Raw genomic sequence first — 24,752 nt, 5'->3', positions numbered from 1 at the left:
CACATGATGGACGGACACCTGCGGGGTGACAACGCGAAAGACGCGATCAAGGTCTTCTCCGGAAGCTCGAATCCGTCCTTGGCGAGAGACATCTGTGCTTACCTGGGCGTGCCGCTGGCGCTCGCCGAGACCCGTCGCTTCAGCGACGGCGAGATCAACGTCGACATCCAGGAGAACGTTCGCGGCGGCGACGTCTTCGTGATCCAGTCGACGTCGACGCCGGGCAACGATCACCTGATGGAGCTGCTCCTGATGCTGGATGCGCTCAAGCGCGCGTCCGCCGGGCGCATCACCGCGGTGATCCCGTATTACGGCTACGCGCGCCAGGATCGGAAGGTCGCGCCGCGCACGCCGATCAGCGCGAAGCTCGTCGCAGACCTGCTCGAGACCGCTGGCGCGTCGCGCGTCCTCACCATGGATCTGCACGCCGGGCAGATCCAGGGCTTCTTCAACATCCCGGTCGACAACCTCTACGCGACGCCGGTGCTGCTGCGTCACCTGCGCGAGCGGATCGGCCGCGAGCCGTGCACCGTGATCTCGCCGGATGCCGGCGGCGTCGAGCGTGCGCGCGCGTTCGCGAAGCGCCTCGACGGCGCGCTCGCCGTCATCGACAAGCGGCGCTCGGGTCCGAACGAGGTCGCCGAGATGCACATCATCGGTGAGGTGCGCTCGCGTCTCGCGATCCTGGTCGACGACATGGTCGACACCGCCGGCACGCTCTGCAACGCGGCGAAGGCCGCGCTCGAGGCCGGTGCGAGCGAGGTCATCGCGGCCTGCACGCACGCCGTCCTGTCGGGCCCGGCGATCGATCGCATCGAGAAGTCCCAGATGACGGAGATCATCGTCACCGACTCGATCGCGCTCAACGAGCGCGCTCGCGCCTGCTCGAAGGTGAAGGTGCTGTCCGTCGCGCAGCTCATCGGCGAGGCCATTCGCCGGACGCACAACGAAGAGTCGATCAGCTCGCTGTTCATCTGAGCGAGCAAGCAACGAATCGGAGCACGAGATGGAAACGCTGACGATCGAAGTCGAGCCGCGTGAGCGCACCGGCAAGTCCGCCGCTCGACGCACGCGCGCCAAGGGCCGCATCCCCGCGGTGTTCTACGGCCCCAAGACGAAGTGCGTGACGCTGACGCTCGACGCGCGCGACTTCAGCCGGCGGATCGCGAATCTCGAGGGCACCCACCTCATCGAGCTGCGCTCGAGCGCGGCGGAGCTCGACAAGAAGATGTGCCTGCTGCGCGAGGTGCAGCATCACCCCGTCACGGGCGCGCCCGTGCACGCGGACTTCTACGAGGTCGCGCTCGACGTGAAGATCGAGGTGCGCGTGCCGCTGCACTACGAGGGCAAGGCGGCGGGCGTCACGCTCGGCGGCATCCTGCAGCCGATCGTCCGCGAGCTGCCGGTGAGCTGCCTGCCGACGGCGATCCCGGACTTCATCGCGGTCGACGTCTCCCCGCTCGGCATCCACGACGCGCTGCACGTCCGCGACTTGACGCTGCCGGAAGGCGTCGAGGCGCTGCTCGATCCGGCGGAGACGCTGGTCAGCGTGCTGCCGCCGACCGTCGAGGCGAAGCCGGAAGGCGAGGAGGGCGCGGCGGCCGCGGAAGGCGCTGCGGCTGCGGCGCCAGCCGCCGAGTCGGCCGACGCGAAGAAGGCCGAGGCGAAGAAGTAGCCGCACTTGTCACGGCGGCTGGTGGTCGGCCTCGGCAACCCGGGCGCGCGCTACGCGGCGACCCGGCACAACGTCGGCTTCGCGGTGGTCGACCTGCTGGCGCGCTCGCGCGGCGTGTCGCTCGCTCGCCGCAAGCACGACGCGCTTTGCGCCGAGGTGGCGATCGACGGTTGCGACGTCGTGCTCATCGAGCCGCAGACCTACATGAACCGGAGCGGCACGGCGGTCGCGGCCTTCGTGCAGGAGACGGGTGTCCAGCCGACCGAGATGCTGGTCGTGCACGACGACCTCGACCTCGCGCTCGGGCGCATCAAGCTGAAGCGCGGCGGCGGCACCGCCGGCCATCGTGGGCTCGAGTCGATCGTGGAGCACCTCGGGACGCGGGACTTCGACCGGCTGCGGATCGGGATCGGGCGCCCGGCGGCCGGAGCGGAGGTCGTCGACTTCGTGCTCGAGCCCTTCTCGGACGAGGAGCGGAAGCTGATCGACGAGCGCCTCGAGGCCGCGGTCGACGCCGTCACCGCCTGGTGCACGTTGCCCCTCGACGTCGCGATGAACCGGGTCAACGCCCCGCCGGCGCCGACCCCGCCGCCCGCGCCGCGCGAGCCCGCGTGAGCCGGGTCTCGTCTGCAGGGTGGCTTGAGCACGTCCATGCCCGTTGTTAAACGAGCATTCTTTTCGGAGGCCGCATGCGTTCCTACGAGTCACTGATCGCTTATCACCCGGATCTCGGCGAGGCCGCGATCAAGGAGCAGATCGAGCGGGTGAAGCAGATCATCACCGGCAACGGTGGTGAGGTGACCCAAGCGGTCGAGTGGGGTCTGCGCGACCTGGCGTATCGCATCCAGAAGCAGCGTCGCGCCTTCTACGTGATCGTGACGTTCAAGGGGACGGGCGCGACCGTGTCCGAGCTCGAGCGCAACCTGCGCATCTCCGAGAACGTGCTGCGCTACATGACGACGCAGGTCGATCCGAACCGTCCGCCGCTCGAGCTGCACAAGCCGCGTCGCGAAGCGACCGAGGGCGAGCGCGAGGAGGGCGCGGAGGCCGGCGAGTCCGGGGGAGCGGAGCAGGCCGCAGAGGGCGCTGCGGAGGCCGAGGCCGAGGGCGAGTCGCCCGAGGTCGGCTGAGCGGACCGCACGAAAGGTTGAGGGGCAGTCACGATGGAGACGAAGACCAGCGACGCAGCCAAGAAGCCGGCACGTTCGCGCTCGGACGACAAGGGCCTGTTCCGCCGCCGCGGCGGACGCCGCAAGGTCTGCCGCTTCTGCGCCGAGAAGACGCTGCCGCTCGACTACAAGGAGGTTCGCGTCCTGCAGAACTTCATCACCGAGCGCGGCAAGATCATCCCGAGCCGGATCACCGGCAACTGCGCGAAGCACCAGCGTCGTCTGACGGCCGCGATCAAGCAGGCGCGCGCGACCGCGCTGCTGCCTTTCACGCTGGTTCGCGACTGAGCTGAAGCGGGCATCGGCGGTACGGAGAGAGCGCGATGGCGATGGAAGTGATCCTGCGAGAGGACGTGCCGAACCTGGGCGCGATGGGCGACGTCGTGAAGGTGAAGCCCGGCTACGCGCGCAACTACCTGCTGCCGCGCGGCATGGCGGTCGAGGCCAGCCGGCGTAACCTCGCGCAGCTCGAGCACGAGAAGCGGCTCATCGAGATCAAGCGCGAGCGCGAGCGTCAGGCGGCGCGTGCGGAAGCGGATCGTCTCGAGGGCCTGGTGCTCGAGATCAAGGCTCGTGCGGGCGAGGAGGATCGGCTCTACGGCTCGGTCACCAACCTCGACATCGAGCGTCACCTCGCGCAGCGCGGCATCAAGGTCGACCGCCGCCGCATCGACCTCGACGACCCGATCAAGCGTCTCGGCACGTACCGCATCGTGATCGGCATCGCGCACGACGTGAAGGCGACGATCACGCTCAAGGTGCTGCCGGACGAGTCCGGCGAGTAACGCCGCCGAGTCCGGCGACCAGCGTCGCCGAGAAGCAGCGACGGCGGGGATGGCGGCGCGCTCAGTACGCGCCGCCCAGCTTCGCATGGTCCCAGCTCCGCGTCTTGTCGGCGCGGAACACCAGCGTGACCCGCTTGCGCGCCTGCGGGCGCATCGCCTCCATCTGCTCGCGGAGCGGAGGCGTCGACCCCGCCATGCGGGCGCCGATCTTGCCGAGCGTGGCGAGCGTGCGCTCCTCGTCGTCGATGATCTCGATGCGGCCGCGCAGGAAGACGCCCTTCAGCTTGTCGTAGGTGTCGCCCTCCTCGAGGAGCAGCGCGCAGCGCGGATCGCGCTGCAGATTCTTCACCTTCTGCGACTTGCGGTAGGTCGTCATGACGATCGAGCCGTCGTCCTCGATCGCGTACCACATGGCGATCAGGTGCGGGTATCCGTCCTCGCCGTGCGACGCGAGGTAGATCGTGCGTCCCTTGGCGAGGAACTCCTGCCGCTCCTCCGGGGTGAGTCGAATCTGTGCACGCTTCAGCGCCATCGTCGGTCCTCCAGGACGGGTCGCGTAGTACGGGTGCTCGTCGCGCGCAATCGACGCGCGCGCCGCTTCGACGTCGTCGCAGCTTTGCGCGGCGAAGCGCAGGACGCGTTGTGCGCGCACGCGCCCTTGTTATGGTGCGCTGGATGTCGCGCGCCGTCGTGCTCTCGCGCAAGCAGATCCATCAGGGTCGCATCCTCGACATCGGCGTCGAGCGCGTGCGGCTGCCCGGCGGCACGGAGACGGATCTCGAGGTCATCCGACACCCGGGTGCGGCGGCGGTCGTGCCGCTGACGAACGACGGCGAGATCCTGCTGCTGCGCCAGTTCCGTCACGCGGTGGGCGGCATGCTGTGGGAGATCCCGGCGGGCACGCTGGCGCCCGGCGAATCGCCGCGCGACTGCGCGGCGCGCGAGCTCATCGAGGAAGCGGGCGTCGCGGCGGGCGAGCTGATCGATCTCGGCGAGGTGGTGCCGGCGCCCGGCTACACGACCGAGCGCATCCACCTCTTCCTCGCGCGTAGCTTGACGCCCGCGACGCAGAAGCTCGACGCCGACGAGGTGATCTCCGAGATCCGCCCGCTGCCGGTGGCGACGGTCGTGCGCATGATCGCCGACGACGAGATCATCGACGCGAAGTCGGTGGTTGCGATCTGCCGCGCGCACGTGCGCGGCTTGCTCGAGACGAAGAAGGCGTAGGAGTACGGCAGGTGCGGATGGGCATCGCCGGGTTTCCCGGCTCCGGCAAGACGACGATCTTCAACGCGCTGACCGGTCTGCACGCGGACGTCGGCCTCGGCACCGCGTCGGCGGCGGCGAAGCCGAACCTCGGCGCGATCAAGGTCCCCGACCCGCGCGTCGACGCGCTCGCCGAGATCTTCTCGCCGAAGAAGGTGACCTACGCCGAGATGACGTTCGTCGACTTCCCGGATCCGCCGACGGCGGCCGGTCGTCTCGACGAGCGCGTCCTCACGCAGATGCGCGAGGTCGACGCGCTCGCGCACGTCGTGCGCGCGTTCGACGATCCGGCGCAGCCGGCGCCCGATCCGCGGCGCGACCTCGAGAGCTTCAAGACGGAGCTCGTGGTCGCGGACCTCGCGATCGTCGAGCGCCGCCTCGAGCGCCTCAAGCGCGAGAAGGGCAAGGAGCGCGAGCGCGAGCTGCTCGAGAAGATCAAGGCCGCGCTGGAGTCCGAGCAGGAGATCCGCCACCTCGGCCTGTCGCGCGAGGAGGAGGCGAGCCTCGCGGGCTTCGCGTTCCTCACGCTGAAGCCGCGTCTCACCGTGCTCAACGTGAACGAGGACGCCGTCGCCCAGCCCCCGCCCGAGGACGTGCGCGACTTCGCCGAGCGCGAGAAGCTCGGGCTGCTCGTGATCTCCGGCAAGGTCGAGATGGAGCTCGCCGACCTCGAGCCCGCCGACCGGCGCAGCTTCGAGAAGGAGATGGGTCTCGAAGAATCGGCGCGCGACCGCTTCATCCAGGCTTCCTACAACCTGCTCAACCTGATGAGCTTCCTCACCGCGGGCGAGGACGAGGTGCGCGCCTGGACGATCCGTCGCGGCGACGTCGCGCAGGTCGCGGCGGGCAAGATCCACAGCGACATCGCGCGTGGCTTCATCCGCGCCGAGGTGATTCCCTTCGAGGACTTCATGAAGTACCGCAGCGAGGCGCGCTGCCGGGAGGCCGGCAAGCTGCGGCTCGAGGGCAAGGACTACGTCGTCGCCGACGGCGACATCATCCACTTCCGCTTCAACGTGTGATCCGCGCGGCATCAAGCACATGCTTCGCAACGGGAGAAAGCCACGCGGCGACACGACGAACGTGACACGGCGGTTGACACCACGCTGGGCCTTCGGTACGCGAACCGGTTGACCCAGCAGCGAGAAGGCACGTAGCTCAGTGGGAGAGCGCTTCCTTGACACGGAAGAGGTCGGCGGTTCAATCCCGCCCGTGCCTATCATCCAGGCCGTGACATGTCGGAGATCTCCATACGCATCCCGGGCCACGAGCCCGTTCGCGCCGAGGTCGGGGAGACCGCTGGCGCGGTTCTGAAGCGCGCAGGCGCTCTCGGGGATGCGATCGCGGCCAGCTTCGATGGCCGCCCGATCGACCTGTCACGGCCGCTCGAGCACGACGGCGAGCTCGCTCCGATCTCGCCCGCGAGCCCCGAGGGGCTCGACGTCATCCGCCACTCGACCGCGCACCTGCTCGCGCAGGCGGTGAAGCGCCTCTTCCCGGATGCGCAGGTGACCATTGGTCCGGTGATCGAGGACGGCTTCTACTACGACTTCGCCTACGAGCGTGGCTTCACGCCGGAGGACCTCGAGCGCATCGAGGCCGAGATGCGCAAGGTCGTGAAGGAGAACCTCCCGGTCCGGCGCTCCGTCGTGCCGCGCGACGAGGCGGTCAAGCACTTCCGCTCGATCGGCGAGAACTTCAAGGCCGAGATCATCGAGAGCATCCCGCCCGACGAGCCGATCGGGCTCTACACGCAGGGCGAGTTCACCGACCTCTGCCGCGGTCCGCACGTCACCTCGACCGGCAAGCTCGGCGCCTTCAAGCTCACGCACGTCGCCGGCGCCTACTGGCGCGGCGACGAGCGCAACCCGATGCTGCAGAGGATCTACGGCACGGCGTTCGCCGACAAGGCCGCGCTCGAGGAGCACCTCGCGCTGCTCGAGGAAGCGAAGAAGCGCGACCACCGCCGGCTCGGCCCCGCGCTCGACCTGTTCTCGCTGCACCCGGTCGCGCCCGGCATCCCGTTCTTCCACGCCAAGGGAACGGTGATCTACAACACGCTGGTCGCGTACGTCCGCGATCTCTACCGGCGCTACGGCTACACCGAGGTCATCACGCCGCTGCTGTACAAGACCGACCTCTTCAAGACGTCGGGTCACTACGACAGCTACCGCGACGACATGTTCCTCGTGCAGGCCGACGACGAGGAGTACGGCATCAAGCCGATGAACTGCCCGGGCCACGTCTACCTGTTCGGGCAGGGCAAGAAGTCGTACCGCGACCTGCCGATCCGCATGGCGGACTTCTCGCGGCTGCACCGCTTCGAGCGCTCGGGCGTGCTGAACGGTCTCACCCGCGTGCGCGGCTTCACGCAGGACGACGCGCACATCTTCTGCACGCCGGAGCAGGTCGAGGAGGAGTTCGCGTCGTTCCTCGCGATGACCCGCGAGGTCTACGACGCGTTCGGCTTCACCGACGTCGCGGTCGCGGTCGAGACGCGGCCGGAGAAGTTCCTCGGCGCCGTCGAGCTCTGGGACGAGGCCGAGCGCACGCTCAAGGAAGGCCTCACGCGCGCGGGCTTCGAGTACACGATCAGCCCGGGCGACGGCGCCTTCTACGGCCCCAAGATCGCGTTCAACTTCCGGGATGCGCTGAAGCGTACCTGGACGCTGTCGACCATCCAGATCGACTGCGCGATGCCGGACCGCTTCGGCATCACCTACGTCCGCCCGGACGGCACCGAGGGCCGCCCGGCGATGCTGCACCGCGCGATCCTGGGCTCGATCGAGCGCTTCATCGCGATCCTGCTCGAGCACACCGCGGGCGCGCTTCCGCTCTGGCTGGCACCCGTGCAGGTGCGGGTGTTAAGCGTGACGGACCGCGTCGCGGAGTATGCCCACCGGATCGGAAGCCGGCTCGAGGCGGCCGGCGTGCGCGTGGAGGTCGACGACAGGAACGAGAAGCTCGGGTTCAAGATCCGCGCGGCGGAGGTCGCGAAGGTGCCGGTCATCGCGGTGGTCGGCGACCGGGACGCCGCGGCAGGCGTGGTGTCGCCGCGCTGGCGCGGCGGGCCGCCGAACCTGCCGGCGCAGCCGGTCGACGTCTTCGTCGCCGAGGTCGTGAGTCGCGCCCGCGTGCCGGCCCTGACGACGAGCGCCCCGAGCGAGACCGCGCAAGCACAGGGCGCGTGAGCCGCGAGATCGCCCCAGGAGATACGACGACATGCCCAAGCTCAGGACCAACCGCTCGGCTGCCAAGCGCTTCAAGGCGACCGGCAGCGGCAAGGTGAAGCGCGCGCACGCGTTCGCCCGCCACCAGATGTCCGTCAAGACGCGCAAGCGCAAGCGCAAGCTGCGCCACTCGGCCCTGGTCGCCAAGGTCGACGTGCCCAGCGTCAAGCGCTTGCTGCCGTACCTCTGAGGAGACTGTTCCATGCCACGCGTGAAACGCGGCACCAAGGCGCGTCAGCGCCGCAAGAAGATCATGAAGCTCGCCAAGGGCAACGTTGGCGGGCGGCGCAAGCTCTACCGGCAGGCGCGCGAGACGGTCGAGAAGGGCCTCACGTACGCCTACCGTGACCGCAAGGTCCGCAAGCGCGAGTTCCGCTCGCTCTGGATCGTGCGCATCAACGCCGCGGTGCGCGGCTTCGGTCTGTCCTACAACCGCTTCATCGAAGGGTTGCGGCGCGCCGGCATCCAGATGGACCGCAAGGTCCTCGCCGATCTCGCGGCGCGCGATGCGACGGCGTTCGGCGCGATCGCCGAGCGCGCGAAGGCGGCGCTAGCGGCCTGAGGTCCGCTCCGGTCGTGCACGTCGGCGGTTGAAAGCCGCCGACGCGTCGGCGTAGAAGGCGTCGGAGTCGACTATGACCAAGGCAGACATCGTCGAGCGCATCTACGAGCGGGCCAAAACGTCGAAGAAGGACGCGAGCGACGTCGTGGACCTGGTCTTCGAGCTCATCAAGTCGCGTCTCGAGGCCGGCGAGAAGGTGAAGCTCTCCGGCTTCGGCAACTTCGTCGTCAATCACAAGCGGCCGCGCAAGGGCCGCAACCCCCAGACCGGCGAGGAGATCATCATCTCCGGCCGGCGGGTGCTGTCGTTCAAGGCGAGCCAGGTGCTGAAGAACGCGATCAACGACGCGCTTCGCGCCTCCGAATCGGCCTCGCCGACGGCCGGGCTGGACTCCCAGGCGCAGCCGCGCTGAGCGCGCGCGCCGACCGGGCCGTCTCGTCGGCGCAGCGCGCTGACACGCAGGCGTCATGCCCGCTCGTCGCGCGCCGGCCGACCGACTCCCGGACGCGGACGCGCGGGCGCCGCGTGAGCGCCCGCGCCGTCAGGGCGCGCCGACCGCGCGACAGGCGTCGAGATCGCGCGTGTCGGCGCCGGCGGCGCAAGCCGCCGTCCCGACGGTCCACTGCCGCCGGCGCCGGTCCCGTGCGATCAGCGCCGCCGCGGCGGCTTGACGCGCGGGGTGAGGCGGTAGACGCGATGGCTCGACGGGCGCGGCTTCGGCGGCGCCTCGCCGTTCGGCCGCGGCGCGAGCAGCTTGCTGCGCAGGCAGTCCGGGTTGAGCGACAGGGACTCGCAGACGTTGTTGAACGAGAACGGCCAGTCCCAGTCGGTCGAGCGGATCCATTTCTCCGCCTGACGGGCGAGCAGCCGGGGCCGCACGCGCGGGTTCTTCAGGTGCTCCTGGAAGCAGCGGATGCCGTCCTCGAGCACGGCGAGCATGAGCGCCTTCTCGCCCGAGACGTGCTCGGTGCCGTTGCGCTGGTCGTAGAACTGCTCGGGGAGGATGACGTCGGGGCCGAAGGGGTTGGTGTCGCGGACGGCGGCGCGCTCGCTGCGCCGACGGCTCGGCTGGGTGGCCTGGGGACGAGCACCGGGCGAAGGCTCGTGGGCGACGCCTTGGGCGCGGCTGGTTCCCTGTTCTTCGTTGGTGAAGTTGGCGGCGTCCTTACGAGCGAGCGAGGAGTTTTGGGATTTCATCGGTGGTTCGGCCTCCGAAGGTTCCGAAGTTTGGTCGCCTGTGCGGGGCTTGGGCGGGTCAGCGCTTGCGGTTCCCGATCAGCAGGAGACCAAAGGCGAAGCCGGCGACGACGGCGGTACAGAGCGTCGCGGTTGGGTCGGAAAAGGCGAGCATCGGTTCCTCTGTGCAGGTCTTGGGTTGGCTTCAGCGATGGACCAATCGGCTGGAGCTAGACGAGACGGGTGGAACGAGCGCGATGGCCACGACGGGCCCGGACAGCAAGCCGTGTGCCCCCGCAAAGTGCGGCAAGTCGTCATGCAATAAAGAAGTTTCGGCTATCGTTCGGGCGACCGAGACAGGCAGCGCTGCAAGGTTCCTGCGAGCCTGCGCGGTTTGCTTGTCGCAGGCGCGCAAGACGCGTCCATTGCCGCCTCGATCGGGTGCTCGTTGCGCGCCGCTACCTTGCTCGGCAGAGGTAAAGTCAGTAGACAGCCAGGACGTCGGGGCGTGGCGCAGCCTGGTAGCGCACCTGCTTGGGGTGCAGGGGGTCGCCAGTTCAAATCTGGCCGTCCCGACTCATCCGTCCCCGGGGAGCCGTGTGTTCCCCGGGGACCGACGTTTCGCTTGCTCCGTCCGTACGACCCTGCTACGCGTGCCGCCGTGGTCGAGTGGGGAGGATGTGGGGCGGTAGGCCATGCTGTTTGACCGCCTGCGCAAGCGCATGGTCGAGGAGCTCGCAGCGCGCGGCATTCGCGACCGGCGGGTTCTCTCCGCGATGGCGACCATCCCGCGCCACGTCTTCGTCGACGAGGCCCTGCGGGAGCGCGCGTACGACGACCACCCGCTGCCGATCGGGCACGGGCAGACCATCTCGCACCCCTACACGGTCGCGCTGATGACCGAGGCGCTCGAGCTGCAGGGCACCGAGCGCGTCCTCGAGATCGGCACCGGGTCCGGCTACCAGACGGCCGTCCTGGCCAGAATCTGCGCGAACGTCTTCACCATCGAGCGCATCGCCGCGCTCGCCAGCCGTGCTCGCCGGGTCCTCGACCAGCTCGGCCTCTACAACGTGGCGTTGCGCGTCGGCGACGGAACCATCGGCTGGAACGCCGAGGCCCCGTTCGACGCGATCATCGTGACCGCCGGCACGCCGCAGCTCCCGCGCCCCTTGCTGTCGCAGCTGCGCGCGGGCGGCAGGCTCGTCGTGCCGGTCGGAGAGGAGGACTCGCAGACGCTGATGCGCTTGCGCGTGGATGCGGACGGCGTGACGGAGGAGTACATCGGCGACTGCCGCTTCGTGAAGCTCCTCGGCCGCTACGGCCACGCCCGCTGAGCGCACGACTCCGTTCGGAGGACGTCGCCGCGCGAGGCGCTCGGGACGCGAACGAGGATGGGGCTGGAGAGGAGGAGGATCGCCGTCGCGCGCGCGGGGCTGGCCGTCGTGCTGGGCCTGGCTCTGCTCGCCGCAGCTCCCGGCTGCGGCCTGATCGGCGCGCGCCAGCAGACGAAGAAGACCGTCGTCCGCGGTGAGACCGGCAAGGGGTTCGTGTGGCCGGCGGACGGGACGATCAGCTCGCGCTTCGGCCCGCGCCGCAACGCGCACCACGATGGGATCGACATCGCCGCGCCCGAGGGGACGCCGGTCCGCGCCGCCCTCGACGGTGTCGCGGTCTACGTCGGCACGCTACGCGGCTACGGCAAGGTGGTCATCCTGCAGCACGAGGGCGGGCTCACCACCGTGTACGCGCACAACAGCAAGAACCTGGTGAAGCAGGGCGCTCGTGTTCGGCGGGGCGCTGTGATTGCATCCGTCGGACGAACGGGGCGTACGACCGGTCCGAACCTGCACTTCGAGGTGCGGAAGGACAACCGCGCGCGCGACCCGCTCGCGTACCTACCCAAGAAGCCACCCTCGTCGCAGCTCGCGCAGCGGACGAAGCGCGATACCGGAGGTTGACCGACCGCCATGAGCGATCTCACGCAGTGGATCCGCGACATCCCCGACTTCCCGAAGAAAGGCATCGTCTTCAAGGACATCACGCCGCTGCTCGCGAATGGCGCCGCTCTGCGTGAAGCGGTCGAGCGCCTCGCCGAGCCGTTCCGCGGCAAGGTCGACGTCGTCCTGGGGATCGAGTCGCGCGGGTTCATCCTCGGCGCGCCCGTGGCGGTGCAGCTCGGCGTCGGCTTCGTGATCGCGCGCAAGCCCGGCAAGCTTCCCTGGCAGACGCAGTCCGCGTCCTACGCGCTCGAGTACGGCACGGATTCGCTCGAGATCCACCGCGACGCCGTCGGACGCGGCAACCGCGTGCTCCTGGTCGACGACCTGCTCGCGACCGGCGGCACGGCGCGCGCCGGCATCGAGCTGGTGCGCGGGCTCGGCGGCGAGGTCTTCTCGTGCGCCTTCCTGGTCGAGCTCGGCTTTCTCAACGGGCGCAACAGCCTGGCGCCAGTTCCCGTTCACTCGCTGATTCGCTACGACTGAGCGAATGTCCCGACCGCTGCGCTCGACCTTCAAGCAGATGATGAACGAGGTCGTGGCCTACGGGAGCTGCTGCGAGTGCGGCTCGTGCGTCCTCGTGTGCCCGCACAACGTCATCGAGTACGTCGATGGCAAGCCGCGGCAGACCGCCAAGGCCACCGCCCCGTTCGACTTCTGCGGCATCAGCGAAGGCATCGGCTGCGACGTTTGCGCGCAGGTGTGCCCGCGGCTCTACCCGCGCGAGTTCCAGCTCGCCCCGGCCGTGTTCCGCGACGAGCCGAAGGTCCACGAGGACGTCTTCGGCCGCTACCGGCGGATCGTCGCCGCACGCTCCACCGACCCGCTCGTCAAGGCGAGGTGTCAGGACGGCGGCGTGGTGACGACGCTGCTCGCCTACGCCTTCGAGAAGGGCCTGATCGACGGCGCCGCGGTTTCGGCGCGCGACCCCGAGCGTCCGGCGCACCCCGTGCCGCGTCTCGTGACCTCGCGCGACGAGGCGCTCGAGACGGCGGGCTCCTGGTACACGTACTGCCCGAACGAGCTCGCGCTCGAGCAGGCGGAGGAGAAGGGCTGCACGCGCATCGCGTTCGTCGGCGTGCCCTGCCAGGTGACGCCGATCCGCAAGATGCAGCAGGCCGACCCGTCCTACCTCGACAACGGCCGCAAGAAGGAGAAGCACATCGCGCGGCAGTCGAAGTTCCTCAAGGGCTTCGGTGACCGCGTGGTGCTGACGATCGGTCTGCTCTGCACCGAGGTCTTCACCTACGAGGGCCTGATGGAGCAGAAGATCGAGCGCGAGATGGGCATCCCGCTCGCCGAGGTCGAGAAGTTCAACGTCAAGGGCAAGGTGCTGATCTACCGTCGGGGCGGCGAGCTGATCGAGATCCCGCTCAAGCGCGCGCAGGAGTACGCGCGCCCCGAGTGCCACCACTGCGGTGACTTCACCGCCGAGGTCTCCGACATCTCGTGCGGCGGCGTCGGCATGACGGACTGGACGATCACCATCCTGCGCACGCGCAAGGGCGAGGAGATCTTCGACCGCCTGGTCGCGGAAGGCCGCGTCGAGACGCGCTCGATGGACGAGTTCGAGAACGCGATGAAGATCCTGAAGCGTCTCGCGAAGCGCCAGCACGAGCGCGTCCCGGTGCCGCCGGGCCGCGACCCGAGCTGGGTGCGCCCCGCGCACTCGCTGCCCACCGATCGCGTCCCGGACGCGCCGGAGGTCGCGCCAGCGCCGCTCGTGGAAGCCGCCGGCGAGATCCGCTAGCGGAAGAGGTCGAGCTCGCGGCGGCGGATGACCGACTTGCCGCCGCGCTTCGCGTCCGGTCCGGTCTGCTCGGGCGGGATCGCGCAGCCGCGGATCAGCACCGCCGGCACGCCCGCGGCCTTGCGCATCGCGAGGCCGGCCGCGCACGCGATCTCGTCGGCGACGCCGATCACCGTGACGCCGAGCTTGTGCCCGACCATGTCGCGCGTGCCGCGCAGATCCTCGACCGGCGCCATGCCGGCGACGCCGAGCGCGAACTCGACCTGACCCTCGCGCCACGGGCGACCGAAGGTGTCGGTGACGATCACCGCGAGCGCGACGCCGAAGCGCGCGGAGAGCGTCGCGCGCAGGCGCTCGGCCGACGCGTCCGCGTCGACCGGCAAGAGCGTCACCACGCCTTCCGCGAGCGCGTTCGACTGATCGATGCCCGCGTTGGCGCACACCCAGCCCGGGCCGGTCTCGACGATCAGGTTGCCCGCGTCCATGCGTACGATCCGCGTGCTCTCGCGCAGCACGAGCTCGACGAGACGCGGGTCCTTGTCGTACTGCGCCGCCCACCGGCGCGCGAGCGGCGACGGCTCGACGTCGGCGAGCGCGACCACGCGTCCCTCGGCCTTCGACACCACCTTCTGGCAGACGACCAGGACGTCGCCCGGCTTGACGCCGAGCTGCGCCTTCTCGATCGCGTCGCCGAGCAGAGCCGCGAGGTCGTCCCCCGGCCGAACCTGCGGCAGCCCCGGGATCGGCAGGACGTGGATCGCCACGGCTCAGCTCGCGACGTTGCGCCGGCCCGGCAGCGACGCGCCGAGCGTCAGCACGGCGCGCGCGACGGCGGTCGAGCGCACCGGCGAGCGCATCAGCGTGTCGAGGCACGTCGTCGCGATGCCGCGGGACGCGAGGCGCGGGACGTACGATCGGTCGGCGTTGTCGAGCACCATCGCGTCGAGCACGTCGGCGTAGAAGTCGGCGAGGCCGAGCGGCGTCGGCGCGACGCCGAGCGCGCGCATCATCTTGTCCGCCGGGCCCTTCACCGGCCGTCCGCCGATCAGCGGCGACACCGCGACCACCGGCGCCTCGGTGCGGCGCAGCGCTTGACGGATGCCGGGCACGGCGAGGATCGGTGCGATGCTGACGAGCGGATTGCTCGGCGCGATCACGACGAGGCTCGCCTGCGCGAGCGCCGTGCGGACGCCGGGCGCGGGACGTGCCGAGCGCGCGCCGACGTAGGTCAAGCTGCGCACGGTCTCGCGCGCGCGATCGCGGACCAGATACTCCTGAAACGAGCGCTTGCCGCCGGTGGTCTCGACGACGGTGCGCACCGGGTCGTCGCTCATCGGCAGGATGCGCGCCTGGACGCCGAGGCTGCGCGCCTGCTGCGCGGTGACCTGCGACAGCGTCTGGCCGGCGCGCAGCCGCGCCGTGCGGAACACGTGCGTCGCGAGGTCGCGATCGCCGAGCTGAAACCACACCTCGCGCTCGTAGCGCTTCATCGCCTCGAGGAAGTGGAAGGTGTCGCCCCCGATGCCCCAGCCGCGCACCGGGTCGGCGAGCCCGGCGAGCGTGTAGAGCACGGTGTCGATGTCGGGCGAGACGTGCAGGCCGTAGAAGACGTCGTCGTCCGCGGTGTTGACGATCACCGTGAGCTGGCCGCGCGCGACCAGCGGTGCGAGCCCGCGCAGCAGCCGCGCCGCGCCGACCCCGCCGGCCAGCACGACGACCTTGCCCGGTCGTTTCGGCGTCACGCGCGCGCGACCGCAGGCTCGCCCGATCCGGCCGCGGACGCGGCGTCGAGGGGCGAGGGCACTTCCTTGTAGAGCGTCGTGCGCTGCCGCGGGATCCGATCCATCGAGCGGACCAGGCGATGGATCTCCTCGACCGAGGTGTACTCGCCGGCGTCCGCCCCGGCCTCGCGCGAGATGCTCTCCTCCATGAGCGTGCCGCCGAAGTCGTTGACGCCCGCCGCGAGCGACAGCGCCGCGAGCTCGTGGCCGAGCTTCACCCACGAGGTCTGCAGGTTGTCGATCGAGCCGCGGAAGAACAGGCGGCACGCGGCGTACATGCGCAGGTCCACCGCGCCTGTCTCGAGCGGCTGCACGAGGCCACGCTGGTAGAGCGCCGTGTTGTTGTGGATGAAGCGCAGCGGCACGAACTCCGTGAAGCCGCCGGTCTCACCCTGCAAACGGCGGATCAGCGCGAGGTGCGCGGCCACGTGGTGCGTCTTCTCGAGGTGGCCGTACATGATCGTCGCGGTGCTCGGGATGCCGAGCCGGTGCGCGGTCGTGACGATCTCGACCCACGTCGCGACGTCGACCTTCTTGTGCGACAGAATCTCGCGCACGTCGTCGTCGAGGATCTCGGCGGCGGTGCCCGGGATGCTGCCGAGCCCCGCGTCGCGCAGCATCGCGAGGTAGTCGGAGTACGACATGTTCGTGCGCCGCGCGCCGTACATGATCTCCATGGGCGAGAACGCGTGCATGTGGATCTGCGGGAACGCCGTCTTGATGGCGACGAGCATGTCCCGGTACGTGAACGCGCCCATCTGCGGGTTGATCCCGCCCTGCATGCAGATCTCGGTCGCGCCGCGGCGCACCGCGTCGGCGACCTTCTCGAGCACCGTGTCGACGCCGTGGTTGTAGGCGTCGCTCTCCCAGCGCTGGCGCTTGAAGGCGCAGAACTGGCAGTTCACGAAGCAGACGTTGGTGAAGTTGACGTTGCGATTGACGACGTACGTCACCACGTCGCCGACGTCCTCGCGCCGCACGTGGTCGGCGGCCGCGATCAGCGCGCGCAGATCGTCGCCCGTCGTCTCGAGCAGCAGCGCGACCTCGGCCTCGGTGGGCGGCCGACGCTCGAGCGCGCGCTCGATCACGCGCGCGACCTCGCGTCGGGCGCCCGCAAGCAGAGCCTCGAGCGGCGTGCCGTCGGGCAGCAGCGCGCGCACCTCGTCGCCAACCGGTTTCATGCGAAGGTCTCGAGTCCGCGCGCGTTGCGCTCGTTGATCTCGTCCTGCGCCGCGGCGACGCGCTCGACGAGCCCCGGGTCGAGGAAGCCCGGGCGATCGACGTACTCCGGATAGATCGGCAGCCGCTCGGCGAGCACGTAGCCCGCACGCCGACACTCGCGCGCGAGCGACGCGAGGTGCGGCCACGGCGCCTCGGGATTCACGTAGTCAGGCGTCAGCGGCGAGATGCCGCCGAAGTCGTTGATCCCGCTGTCGAGCAGGTAGGCGAGCGCCTCGGGCGACAGATTGGGCGGCACCTGGATGTTCACCTCGGGACCGAGCACGAGGCGCGCGACCGCGACGGTGCGCGCGAGGTCGGCCGCGTCCGGCTCCTCGCAGGTCGCCATCGGAATGTCGGGCTTGGCGCGGAAGTTCTGCACGATCACTTCCTGCACATGGCCGTAGCGCTGGTGCAAGTCGGCGATGGCGAACAGCGTATCGACGCGCTCCTCGTGCGTTTCGCCGATACCGATCAGCAGTCCCGTGGTGAAGGGGATGCGCAGCTCGCCCGCGTCGCGCAGCACCTGCAGACGAACCTTCGGGTCCTTGTCCGGCGCGTAGTAATGCGCGTGTCCTTTTTGGCGCAAACGAACGCTCGTCGTCTCGAGCATCATGCCGAGGCTTGCGTTGAGCGGCCGGAGCAGCGCCATCTCGGCGGCGCTCATCACCCCGGGATTCGAGTGCGGCAGCAGCCCCGCGTCGAGCGCGATCCGACAGGCTTCGGCGACGTACTCGATGGTCGACGAGAGCCCGCGCTTGGCGAGGAACGCGCGGTAGCCGGGGAACGCGACCTCGGGCTTGTCGCCGAGGCACATCAGCGCCTCGATGCAGTTCAGGTCGCGCGCGCGCTCGGCCCAGGCGCGGATCTCCTCGGGCTGCATCGTCCAGGCGCCGTCCTCGCCCTCGTCGCGCCGGAACGTGCAGTACGCGCAGCGGTCGCGGCACAGGTTGGTGACCGGGAAGAACGCCTTGCGCGAGAAGGTGATCGTCCGTCCCTTGCCGGCGTCGCGCAGGTCGCGCGCGCGCGCACGCAGCTCGTCGAGCGCGTCGCCGCGCGCATCGAGCGCGGCGACCGCGGCGGCGCGGTCCAGAGGACGCCGCTCGCGGGGCGAGCGGATGTTGCCCTCGTCCAGTCCCTCGGTGCGCATTGGCCGCCGTCGCCCGACGCCTCGACGGCAGCGTTGCCGGGCGAGCTACGCGGGCCTTAGACGAGGGGGTCCGGTGAGTCAAGGCGCACGGCCGCGTCCTGCAGGTGCGTGGTCGCGACGCGACGCCGCGCAGGCCGACGCGTCACGCGCAGCGGCGGAAACTCCGGATCGTCGAACAGACCGCGCAGCCGCTCCTCGATCGGCACCTCGAAGCGGAACGCGCGCAGCGACGCCTCGAGCGGCACGCGCGCCGTGAGCGTCATGCAGGCCGCGCTGCGGTCGGGCTCGGCGACGTCGTCGAACAGCACCACGACGTCCTCCGGCGCGAGCGAGCGGGCGAAGTTCGCGATGTGCAGCGTCCAGGCCGCGAGCTGACGCTCCGAGAGGACGTGCGGACGCACGGCGCGCGTCACGATGTCGCGGAACAGCGGCTCATCGAGGCCGACGTCGAGCTCCTCCTCGAACGGGATGCGCTCGATGCGCCAGCGCAGCGGCTCCTCGATCGAGGTGCGCGAGCCGATCGCCACCGCGAGGCCGTCACGGTCGCGGACCTCGAGCCAGCGCTCGACCATCGGCTCGTGCCAGGGGCCGCTCGCGGTGCCGCGTCCCGTCGGCTGGAAGAAGCGCAGCGGACAGCCGGCGTGCGCCTGGTGGAAGGCTTCGAGGTCCTCGTCGCGCTCGAGCGCCGGGTCGCGCCCGTCGATGGTGCCCGCTCGAAGCGTCTCGTCGCAGTGGTCGCAGTGGATGAAGAACACGGGTGAAGCCTTTCTCAGCGAGTGGCGGCGGCCATGACGCCGGATGGGAAGTGGGTCCGCCGCAGCGACGACCTCCGGGTCGGGTCGCGCATCGGCGGGATGGTGATCAGGATGCGGATGCGGCCGGGGCCGGCCGAGGTGCGCTCGACGGTCGCACCGAGCAGGTCGGACGCGCGGGCGACGACCTCACGGGCGAGCTCGGTCGCGGTCGCGTCCTGATCCGAGCTGCCCTCGGCGGGCGGCGTCTCGAAGGGCAGAAGGTCGTGCTCGACCGCGAAGCACACCGCGTCGCCGGAATCCCAGGCCGAGACGACGATCGGACCGCTCTGGTCCTCGGTCGCTTCGTAGATCAGCACCGCGAGCAGACGGGCGAGCGTCTCGGGATGGGTCAGCGCCCAGAGCCCTTGCGGACAGTCGAGGTGCAGCGACGGACCGCCCTCGCTGCTGCGATCGATGCGCTGCACGAGACGCTGCAGCCACGGCTGCACCTCGAGCTCGCGCGGCTGGACGAGCAGGCTCCCCGAGTCGAGCTCGCCGAGGAAGAAGAGCCCTTCCCAGTACGCGAGCAGACGCTCCGAGCTGTGCTGGATGCGCGCCAGCGCGTGACGATGCTCCTCCGCGAGCAGGTCGCGGATCTCGTCGTGCAGGATCTCGCTGTAGCCGACGATCGCGTTGAGCGGTGTGCGCAGCTCGTGCGACAGGCTGCCGAGGAAGCGCTCGCGCATCGCCTGCTGACGACGTCGCGTCTCGCGGCTGTGCAGCGCGTCGCGCACGGCGCCGACGACCTCGTCCGCGCGGTACGGCTTCTTGATGTAGCGGAAGGCGCCGAGGTTGACGCACGCCATGATCGGATCGGCGGCGCCCTGGCCGCTGATCACGATCGCCTCGACGTCGATGTTCGCGTCGCGTATGGACTGGAGCGTCTCGGTGCCCGAGAGATCCTCCGGCATGGTGAGGTCGAGCAGGACGACTTCGAAGCTCCCGTCGCGGAGCATCTCGAGCGCATCCGACCCCCGCGAGACCGTGACGACCTCGAACTCGGGCTTGAGGATGATCTTGAGGGACTCCCGTGGTCCTGCCTCGTCGTCGACGATGAGGATCTTCGGCTTGGGCTGCATCGCAGCGGGCCTGCGGATGCAGCCGCCATGCCAGGCAGCGCGCGTCCGATGGCGCACTCACTGCACGGCAGGCGTTGACGAATCCGCACGTGCAGCGCAGCGCGCATAGGAAACGTCAAGGACCGCGTTCAAGTTTGCACGTTCACTTTTGTTCGCGTGACGAGCCTTCGTCACTCGCGGAGCGCAAGGCTCTCGTCCTCTTTGCGCCGCCGCTTGGTCGCCGCGGCACGTCCTGATAACGCAGCCCGGCTGGGTCGGTTCGCAGATGAAGCAGCGTGGCCGGGGTGCACGACGAACGGGAGATGCGGGGAGGGCGGCGCTCTACTCGCTGTCGGTCGTCGTGAGCATCGCGTGGACCGCGGCGCTCGCCGGCTGCGCCTCGCTCGGCGGCGTGCTGCGCACGGCGGACCTGCTGCCGCCCGAGCTCGGCGAGCCGTGGACGCCGCCATACGACGGCGCCCTCGGCTTGCCGGAAGAGGATCCGCTCGTCGCGCGACCGGCGCCGGCCCCCGCGTCGGACGAGGCGCAGCTGACGCTCGCGGAGCTGCTCGACGTCGCGCTGCGCAACAACCCGCAGACGCAGCGCGCGTGGCACGAGGCGAAGGCCGCGTTCGCCGGCTGGGAAGAGGAGCGGGGACGCTACCTGCCGCGCGTCTATGGCAACGTCTCGGTGGTCGACCATCGCGCGCCGGCGGTCGACGGCAAGCAGCCCCCGGTCGAGCCCGTGCGCGAGCCCGGCATCTCGATCGACTACCTGGTCTTCGACTTCGGACGGCGCGCGGCGGAGGTCGAGGTCGCACGTCAAGTACTGTTCGCCGCGAACTGGCGCTACGACCAGCGCATCCAGGACGTCCTGCTGAACGTCGCGACCGCGTACTACGCGCTGATCGGCAGCCGGGCGATGCTCGCGGCCGACGAGGAGACGCTCGCGGACGCGACGCTCGTGCTGCGCGCGGCAGACGAGCGATTGCGCGTCGGTACCGGGACGATCGTCGACGTCTACCAGGCACGTGCCGGGGTGGCGCGGGTCGAGCTCGACATCGCGGCGGACCGCGGTGCGGTCGAGTCGGCGCACGGCGCGCTCGCGACCGCCGTCGGCTGGGACGCGAACACGCGCTTCGAGGTGGCGCCGCTCCCGACGTCGCTCGTGCTCGAGCCGGTCGAGGAGAGCGTCGACGAGCTGATCGCGCGCGCGCGGCGCAAGCGCCCGGAGCTCGGCGCGTACCGGGCGGAGGTCCTGCGCGACGACGCGCAGATCGCCGCCGCCAAGGCCGCCTTCCTCCCCGAGCTGGTCGCCGGCGCGAGCTACAACCGTCAAGCACCGGAGCTCGGCGGACCGAACGACGGCGCCTACGACGAGTACCGCTACGGCATCGAGGTCAACGTGCCGCTCTTCGAAGGGTTCCGGCGGTGGAACGCGCTGCGCGCCGCGGAGTCTCGTCGCGCGGCGAGCGCCGCGGCGCTGCGCGACCGCACGCAGCGGGTCGTCGCCGAGGTGTGGGACGCGTACTACGACCTGCGCACCGCGGTCGCGCGCGTGCGCGCGAGCGACGCGCTGCTCGCCGCCGCCCGCGAATCGTACCGCGCGGCGCTGCAGACGTACCGCGACGGCGTCGGCGACGTCGTCGAGCTGCTGAACGGCCTCGCGCAGCTCGCGACCGCGCGCGCGGCGAACGTCGGCGCGCGCACCGACCTGCTGATCAGCCACGCCGTGCTGCTGCGCGCGATCGGCGAGAACGTCACGGCGGCGGGCTGAGGGGGCGGCCGTGCGACGCAGAGGAAAGCGGCTGTTCCGCATCGCGACGGTGCTCCTGCTCGGAGCGCTCGCGGCGTGGGCGGGATGGCGCACCTGGGAGTACCAGCACCGCTACCCGCACACGCGCGACGCCTACGTGCGCGCCAACGTCGTCGGCATCGCGGCCCAGGTCGACGGCCCGATCACGCACCTCTACGTGCGCGACAACCAGACGGTGCGGAAGGGCGATCTGCTCTTCGAGATCGAGCGCCAGCCGTACGAAGCCCGCGTCGGGCGAGCCGCCGGCAAGGTGGCGCGCGCGGAGGCCGAGCTGTTCAACGCGCGCCAGATCCTCGAGCGCACGCAGCGCCTCGCACGCGACCAGTTCGTGTCGCGCGAGAAGCTCGACAGCGACCTCGCGGCGGTGCGCGCCGCGGAAGCCGACCTCGAGCTCGCGCGCGCCGACCTGTGGGCCGCGGAGCTCGACCTCTCGTACACCCGCGTGCCGGCGCCCGCCGACGGCTACGTGACGAATTTCCTGGTCCGCGTCGGGACGTACGTGAAGCGCGGCCAGGAGCTGTTCGCGCTGGTCGAGGCGCACACCTGGTGGGTGAGCGCCAACTTCATGGAGACCTACCTGCGCAACATCCGCCCGGGGCAACGTGCGTGGATCACCGTCGACATGTACCCCGGCAAGACCTTCCCCGGCGTCGTCGAGGGCGTGAGCGCGGGGATCTACCAGGTCGACGGCGAGACCACCGGCTACGGCCTCGCGCGCGTCAGCCAGACGCTCGACTGGGTGCGTCTCGCGCAGCGCTTTCCCGTGCGCGTGACCTTCACCGAGCTCGATCCGGCGCACCCGCTGCGCTCGGGTGCGAACGCGGAGGTGACGATCGATGCGACCGAGGCCGTGGCCGGAGGAGGCGCGGGCGCCGTAGCAGGTCGTACGCGAGCTGCGGATCGCAACCGCGACGTGCGATCCGGCCGTGCGCGATCGAGGGCGCGCGCGAGCGATGCGCGCGGTGGCGGCGCGCAGTGGAGCGGTGAGTCCGCGCGTCAAGCCGCGCGTCGTGACGCGAGTGTCTCGCCCATCGGGCCTGCGAGCCCGTCGCGCAGCTCGTCGAGGACGCGCGCGACGCAGGTCGCGATCGCCGAGAACTCCGTGATCTCCGCAAGGCCGTGCTCGCCCGCGCGCGCGCCGAGCGTCGCGCAGGACGAGCGCAGCCGCTGCAGGGCGGCGTCGAGCGCGGACGTCTCGAGCTCGCCCGGCAAGGCGACGAGCGCGCGCGCGATCTCCGTGCCCGCCTCCTCGAGGGCGGCGGCGGCGCTCGCGAGCTCGCGCGCGGCGTCGTCTGGCAGCGGCTTCGCGCGCTCGGCCGGCAGCGCCGTCGTGCGCTCGGCGGAGCGCGCTCCCCACGACGTCCACGCGAGCGCGTCGACCTCGCAGGCGAGGCGGACGAGTCGGGCGAGCTGCCCCGGCGGCCGCCCGAACTGTCCGCCGTAGAGCTCGACCTCGTGCGCGAAGCCCGCGGCGTGCTCGCGGTCGAGCCGCGCCGCGGCGGCGTCGTGGGCCTCGTCAGGCTCGCCCGAGCCGAGCAGGGCGGCGAGCCGGCGCGTGCTGCCGGCCACCAGCGCCGCGAGCGTTCGCCGCGCCGACGTCACGGCGTCGATCGGCCACACCGCGTGCATCACGCCGACGACCACGACGATGCCGAACGCGAGGCCGATCAGGCTCTCGAGCGGCGCGCGCCAGGTGGGCGACGGCGCGGGTCCGTGCACCAGCGTCAAGCTCAAAGCGATCGCCGCCTGCAGCGATGCGAACGCGAGCCGCTCGCTGCGCTGCTGCAGAAGCAAGAACGCGAACAGCGGCAGCGCCACGACGACGCAGATCGTCCACAGCTCGGTCACGTACGGCAGAAGGACGATCGAGATCGCGAGCCCGACGAGACCGCCTGCGAGCACGCCGCCGACGCGCAGCGCGGCCTTGCGCAGCGTCGCGCCGAGCGGTGTCGCGAGCGTCGCGACCAGCACCGAGACGACGAAGGCCGGAACGATCGCGCCCCACTCGGCGGCGACCCACGCCCAGAGTACGAGCTGGTAGGACGCGGCCGCCTTGACGGCATGGCGCAGCCGGTAGCGGTCGAGCGGCGGACGGTCGCGCGTTGCCGGCGGAAGCGCGCCGCGATCCTCGAGCGAGGCGAGCCGGCTCTCGCTCGCGGCGCCGGGCGGCAGCAGCGGCGCGAGGAGCGCGAGGCGCATGAGCGCGTCGCGTGCCACCTGCGCGAGCCGTGCAGCAGCGGTGTCCTGCTGCTCGACGGCGAGCACCGCGCGCCGGGTGAGGAGCGCGTGCGCGCGTGCCTCGTCGCGCAGCGCGGCGGCGTCCTCGGGTCCGGGACGCGACGGTACCACGAGCGGCGCGAACGCGGCCGCGCCCGTCGCGAGGTCCGCGCACGCGCGCTCGAGATCGTGCGCCGTACCCGACGCGCTCGTGCGCGAGCGCGCGAGCGCACGGAGCGCGAGCAGCGCGCGCACGAGATCGTCGACCGCCGTCACGGCCGCGTCGAGCGCGCGATGGCGCGCGCGCGAGGTGAGCCGCGTCGGCCACGCCTGCGCGAGCAGCCGACGCGCGCGCAACACGAGGAGCTGGAGCCGCACGGCCGCGTCGTCCGCCGTCGCCGGATCGCAGAGCGACGGCAACGCGCGCAGCGCCGCAGCCAGCGCGCGCCGAAGCTGCTCGGGGACGGCGAAGGGCTGCGACGCGCCGGCGACGAACGTCGCAAACGCCGCGATCGCGACGTTCGCCAGATCGTAGAACGCGTGCAGCACGGCGCGATCGGGCGCATCGAGCGCCTGCCCGACGAGGATCAGCAAGCTGAGCTGAAACTGGACGAACGCGTACGGGTAGCGCCGTCCGAGCGACGCGTAGCCGGCGAGCGTGGTGAGGGCGAGCAGCGCGAGCGAGAACGCGGCCCGGCTCTGATCGAACGACGCGAGAAGAGCGATGGCCGCGAGGTTGCCGACCACCGCTCCGCCGAGCATGGCGACGGCGCCCGCGGTGCCACGCGCGAGCACGAAGACGACCGCGAGCGCCGGCACCTCGACGTGCAGCGCGAGGGCGAGCGCCATCGCCAGCGTCGCGGCGAGCGTCGTGCGCAGCGCTGCGCCGAGCGGCGTGGTGGCGTCGAGCAGCGCGCGCATGTGAGGACGACGTGCGCGAGTCCGCGCCCGCTTGCAAGCGCGACGCGGCTCGCGCATGCAAGGCGCTGCCGTGCCGGCACCGACCTCGAGGGCGAGCGCGCTCGCCGCCGTCTTCACGACCGCGTGCGCTCTCGCGACCGCCTGCGTCGCGGGCTGCGAGGGCAGCTTGCTCGTCGGCGGCGTCAGC

The 24,752-nt window shown here is 70.8% G+C and carries 27 protein-coding genes and 2 tRNA genes; 19 read left to right on the top strand and 10 right to left on the bottom strand.

The features are described from left to right. The first annotated feature begins 3 nt into the window (after positions 1-3). The 6 genes from VIS07_12670 to rplI all read left to right on the top strand — a co-directional run bounded on the left by VIS07_12670 (position 4) and on the right by rplI (position 3,629). Positions 4-978, top strand: coding sequence for a ribose-phosphate pyrophosphokinase (locus VIS07_12670; GenBank protein HEY8516360.1), 975 nt, complete (start codon positions 4-6; stop codon positions 976-978). 28 nt (positions 979-1,006) lie between these two features. Then, positions 1,007-1,675 carry a 50S ribosomal protein L25 gene (locus VIS07_12665; protein ID HEY8516359.1) on the top strand — a complete coding sequence of 223 codons (669 nt, stop codon included), beginning with the start codon at positions 1,007-1,009 and terminating at the stop codon, positions 1,673-1,675. A gap of 6 nt (positions 1,676-1,681) precedes the next feature. Next, the gene (gene pth, locus VIS07_12660; protein HEY8516358.1) at positions 1,682-2,290 is read left to right on the top strand and encodes an aminoacyl-tRNA hydrolase; all 609 of its coding nucleotides are present in this window, start codon (positions 1,682-1,684) and stop codon (positions 2,288-2,290) included. A gap of 74 nt (positions 2,291-2,364) precedes the next feature. After that, positions 2,365-2,805 (top strand): 30S ribosomal protein S6, encoded by a 441-nt coding sequence (gene rpsF, locus VIS07_12655; GenBank protein ID HEY8516357.1) that lies wholly within the window; start codon positions 2,365-2,367, stop codon positions 2,803-2,805. A 33-nt stretch (positions 2,806-2,838) separates the two neighbouring features. After that, on the top strand, positions 2,839-3,132 hold the full coding sequence (gene rpsR, locus VIS07_12650) for a 30S ribosomal protein S18 (protein ID HEY8516356.1): 294 nt from the start codon (positions 2,839-2,841) through the stop codon (positions 3,130-3,132). A 35-nt stretch (positions 3,133-3,167) separates the two neighbouring features. Next, positions 3,168-3,629, top strand: a complete 462-nt coding sequence (gene rplI / locus VIS07_12645) for a 50S ribosomal protein L9 (GenBank protein HEY8516355.1) — start codon at positions 3,168-3,170, stop codon at positions 3,627-3,629. A 61-nt stretch (positions 3,630-3,690) separates the two neighbouring features. Here the strand turns inward: rplI and VIS07_12640 are convergent, their stop codons facing one another. Then, complete coding sequence (locus tag VIS07_12640; protein ID HEY8516354.1) at positions 3,691-4,161, bottom strand: pyridoxamine 5'-phosphate oxidase family protein; 471 nt, start codon at positions 4,159-4,161, stop codon at positions 3,691-3,693. 143 nt (positions 4,162-4,304) lie between these two features. Between VIS07_12640 and VIS07_12635 the strand changes: the two genes are divergently transcribed. From VIS07_12635 to VIS07_12605, 7 genes are all read left to right on the top strand, one after another. After that, positions 4,305-4,856: an NUDIX hydrolase gene (locus VIS07_12635; protein ID HEY8516353.1), complete on the top strand. Its 552-nt coding sequence runs from the start codon at positions 4,305-4,307 to the stop codon at positions 4,854-4,856. Between the two features lie 17 nt (positions 4,857-4,873). Further along, positions 4,874-5,917, top strand: a complete 1,044-nt coding sequence (gene ychF / locus VIS07_12630) for a redox-regulated ATPase YchF (GenBank protein HEY8516352.1) — start codon at positions 4,874-4,876, stop codon at positions 5,915-5,917. A gap of 125 nt (positions 5,918-6,042) precedes the next feature. Then, a tRNA-Val gene (locus VIS07_12625) sits at positions 6,043-6,114 on the top strand. A 16-nt stretch (positions 6,115-6,130) separates the two neighbouring features. Then, the gene (gene thrS, locus VIS07_12620) at positions 6,131-8,086 is read left to right on the top strand and encodes a threonine--tRNA ligase (protein ID HEY8516351.1); all 1,956 of its coding nucleotides are present in this window, start codon (positions 6,131-6,133) and stop codon (positions 8,084-8,086) included. 31 nt (positions 8,087-8,117) lie between these two features. Then, positions 8,118-8,315 carry a 50S ribosomal protein L35 gene (gene rpmI, locus VIS07_12615; protein HEY8516350.1) on the top strand — a complete coding sequence of 66 codons (198 nt, stop codon included), beginning with the start codon at positions 8,118-8,120 and terminating at the stop codon, positions 8,313-8,315. A 12-nt stretch (positions 8,316-8,327) separates the two neighbouring features. Continuing rightward, the gene (rplT, locus tag VIS07_12610; protein ID HEY8516349.1) at positions 8,328-8,687 is read left to right on the top strand and encodes a 50S ribosomal protein L20; all 360 of its coding nucleotides are present in this window, start codon (positions 8,328-8,330) and stop codon (positions 8,685-8,687) included. A gap of 73 nt (positions 8,688-8,760) precedes the next feature. Beyond that, on the top strand, positions 8,761-9,099 hold the full coding sequence (locus tag VIS07_12605; protein ID HEY8516348.1) for an integration host factor subunit alpha: 339 nt from the start codon (positions 8,761-8,763) through the stop codon (positions 9,097-9,099). A gap of 236 nt (positions 9,100-9,335) precedes the next feature. Here the strand turns inward: VIS07_12605 and VIS07_12600 are convergent, their stop codons facing one another. Then, complete coding sequence (locus VIS07_12600) at positions 9,336-9,884, bottom strand: hypothetical protein (protein HEY8516347.1); 549 nt, start codon at positions 9,882-9,884, stop codon at positions 9,336-9,338. A 481-nt stretch (positions 9,885-10,365) separates the two neighbouring features. Between VIS07_12600 and VIS07_12595 the strand changes: the two genes are divergently transcribed. The 5 genes from VIS07_12595 (at position 10,366) to VIS07_12575 (ending at position 13,610) form a co-directional block, all read left to right on the top strand. Then, positions 10,366-10,439: transfer RNA gene (locus VIS07_12595), tRNA-Pro, on the top strand. Between the two features lie 119 nt (positions 10,440-10,558). Next, the gene (locus VIS07_12590; GenBank protein ID HEY8516346.1) at positions 10,559-11,197 is read left to right on the top strand and encodes a protein-L-isoaspartate(D-aspartate) O-methyltransferase; all 639 of its coding nucleotides are present in this window, start codon (positions 10,559-10,561) and stop codon (positions 11,195-11,197) included. Between the two features lie 57 nt (positions 11,198-11,254). Further along, entirely contained in the window at positions 11,255-11,821 is a 567-nt protein-coding gene (locus tag VIS07_12585; protein HEY8516345.1) for a M23 family metallopeptidase, read from the top strand. A gap of 9 nt (positions 11,822-11,830) precedes the next feature. Further along, on the top strand, positions 11,831-12,346 hold the full coding sequence (locus VIS07_12580; protein HEY8516344.1) for an adenine phosphoribosyltransferase: 516 nt from the start codon (positions 11,831-11,833) through the stop codon (positions 12,344-12,346). A gap of 4 nt (positions 12,347-12,350) precedes the next feature. Next, entirely contained in the window at positions 12,351-13,610 is a 1,260-nt protein-coding gene (locus VIS07_12575; protein ID HEY8516343.1) for a Coenzyme F420 hydrogenase/dehydrogenase, beta subunit C-terminal domain, read from the top strand. Here the strand turns inward: VIS07_12575 and cofE are convergent. The 6 genes from cofE to VIS07_12545 are packed head-to-tail and all read right to left on the bottom strand — an operon-like array spanning position 13,607 to position 19,632. Continuing rightward, positions 13,607-14,374, bottom strand: coding sequence for a coenzyme F420-0:L-glutamate ligase (cofE, locus tag VIS07_12570; protein ID HEY8516342.1), 768 nt, complete (start codon positions 14,372-14,374; stop codon positions 13,607-13,609). The two genes, VIS07_12575 and cofE, sit on opposite strands and share 4 nt — an antisense overlap. A gap of 3 nt (positions 14,375-14,377) precedes the next feature. Then, the gene (gene cofD / locus VIS07_12565; GenBank protein ID HEY8516341.1) at positions 14,378-15,352 is read right to left on the bottom strand and encodes a 2-phospho-L-lactate transferase; all 975 of its coding nucleotides are present in this window, start codon (positions 15,350-15,352) and stop codon (positions 14,378-14,380) included. Beyond that, a complete protein-coding gene (gene cofH / locus VIS07_12560) occupies positions 15,349-16,572 on the bottom strand; it encodes a 5-amino-6-(D-ribitylamino)uracil--L-tyrosine 4-hydroxyphenyl transferase CofH (GenBank protein ID HEY8516340.1) in 1,224 nt (407 codons plus the stop codon). The genes cofD and cofH overlap by 4 nt, the downstream gene beginning before the upstream one ends. After that, positions 16,569-17,759 (bottom strand): 7,8-didemethyl-8-hydroxy-5-deazariboflavin synthase CofG, encoded by a 1,191-nt coding sequence (cofG, locus tag VIS07_12555; protein HEY8516339.1) that lies wholly within the window; start codon positions 17,757-17,759, stop codon positions 16,569-16,571. Before cofG ends, cofH begins: the two co-directional genes overlap by 4 nt. 56 nt (positions 17,760-17,815) lie before the next feature. Then, positions 17,816-18,514, bottom strand: a complete 699-nt coding sequence (locus tag VIS07_12550) for a hypothetical protein (GenBank protein ID HEY8516338.1) — start codon at positions 18,512-18,514, stop codon at positions 17,816-17,818. Between the two features lie 14 nt (positions 18,515-18,528). Further along, complete coding sequence (locus VIS07_12545) at positions 18,529-19,632, bottom strand: response regulator (GenBank protein ID HEY8516337.1); 1,104 nt, start codon at positions 19,630-19,632, stop codon at positions 18,529-18,531. 340 nt (positions 19,633-19,972) lie between these two features. Between VIS07_12545 and VIS07_12540 the strand changes: the two genes are divergently transcribed. Beyond that, on the top strand, positions 19,973-21,388 hold the full coding sequence (locus tag VIS07_12540; GenBank protein HEY8516336.1) for a TolC family protein: 1,416 nt from the start codon (positions 19,973-19,975) through the stop codon (positions 21,386-21,388). On the opposite strand, the gene VIS07_12535 is transcribed toward VIS07_12540, so the two are convergent. Continuing rightward, entirely contained in the window at positions 21,372-22,427 is a 1,056-nt protein-coding gene (locus VIS07_12535; GenBank protein HEY8516335.1) for a hypothetical protein, read from the bottom strand. The two genes, VIS07_12540 and VIS07_12535, sit on opposite strands and share 17 nt — an antisense overlap. Next, positions 22,424-24,565 carry an FUSC family protein gene (locus VIS07_12530; GenBank protein HEY8516334.1) on the bottom strand — a complete coding sequence of 714 codons (2,142 nt, stop codon included), beginning with the start codon at positions 24,563-24,565 and terminating at the stop codon, positions 22,424-22,426. The genes VIS07_12535 and VIS07_12530 overlap by 4 nt, the downstream gene beginning before the upstream one ends. Positions 24,566-24,752 lie beyond the last annotated feature (187 nt).

Source organism: Candidatus Binatia bacterium (assembly GCA_036563615.1).
Lineage (GTDB): Bacteria > Desulfobacterota > Binatia > UBA12015 > UBA12015 > DATCMB01.
The sequence above is the reverse complement of the archived record's forward strand: the minus strand, read 5'-3'. Positions and strand labels throughout refer to the sequence as shown.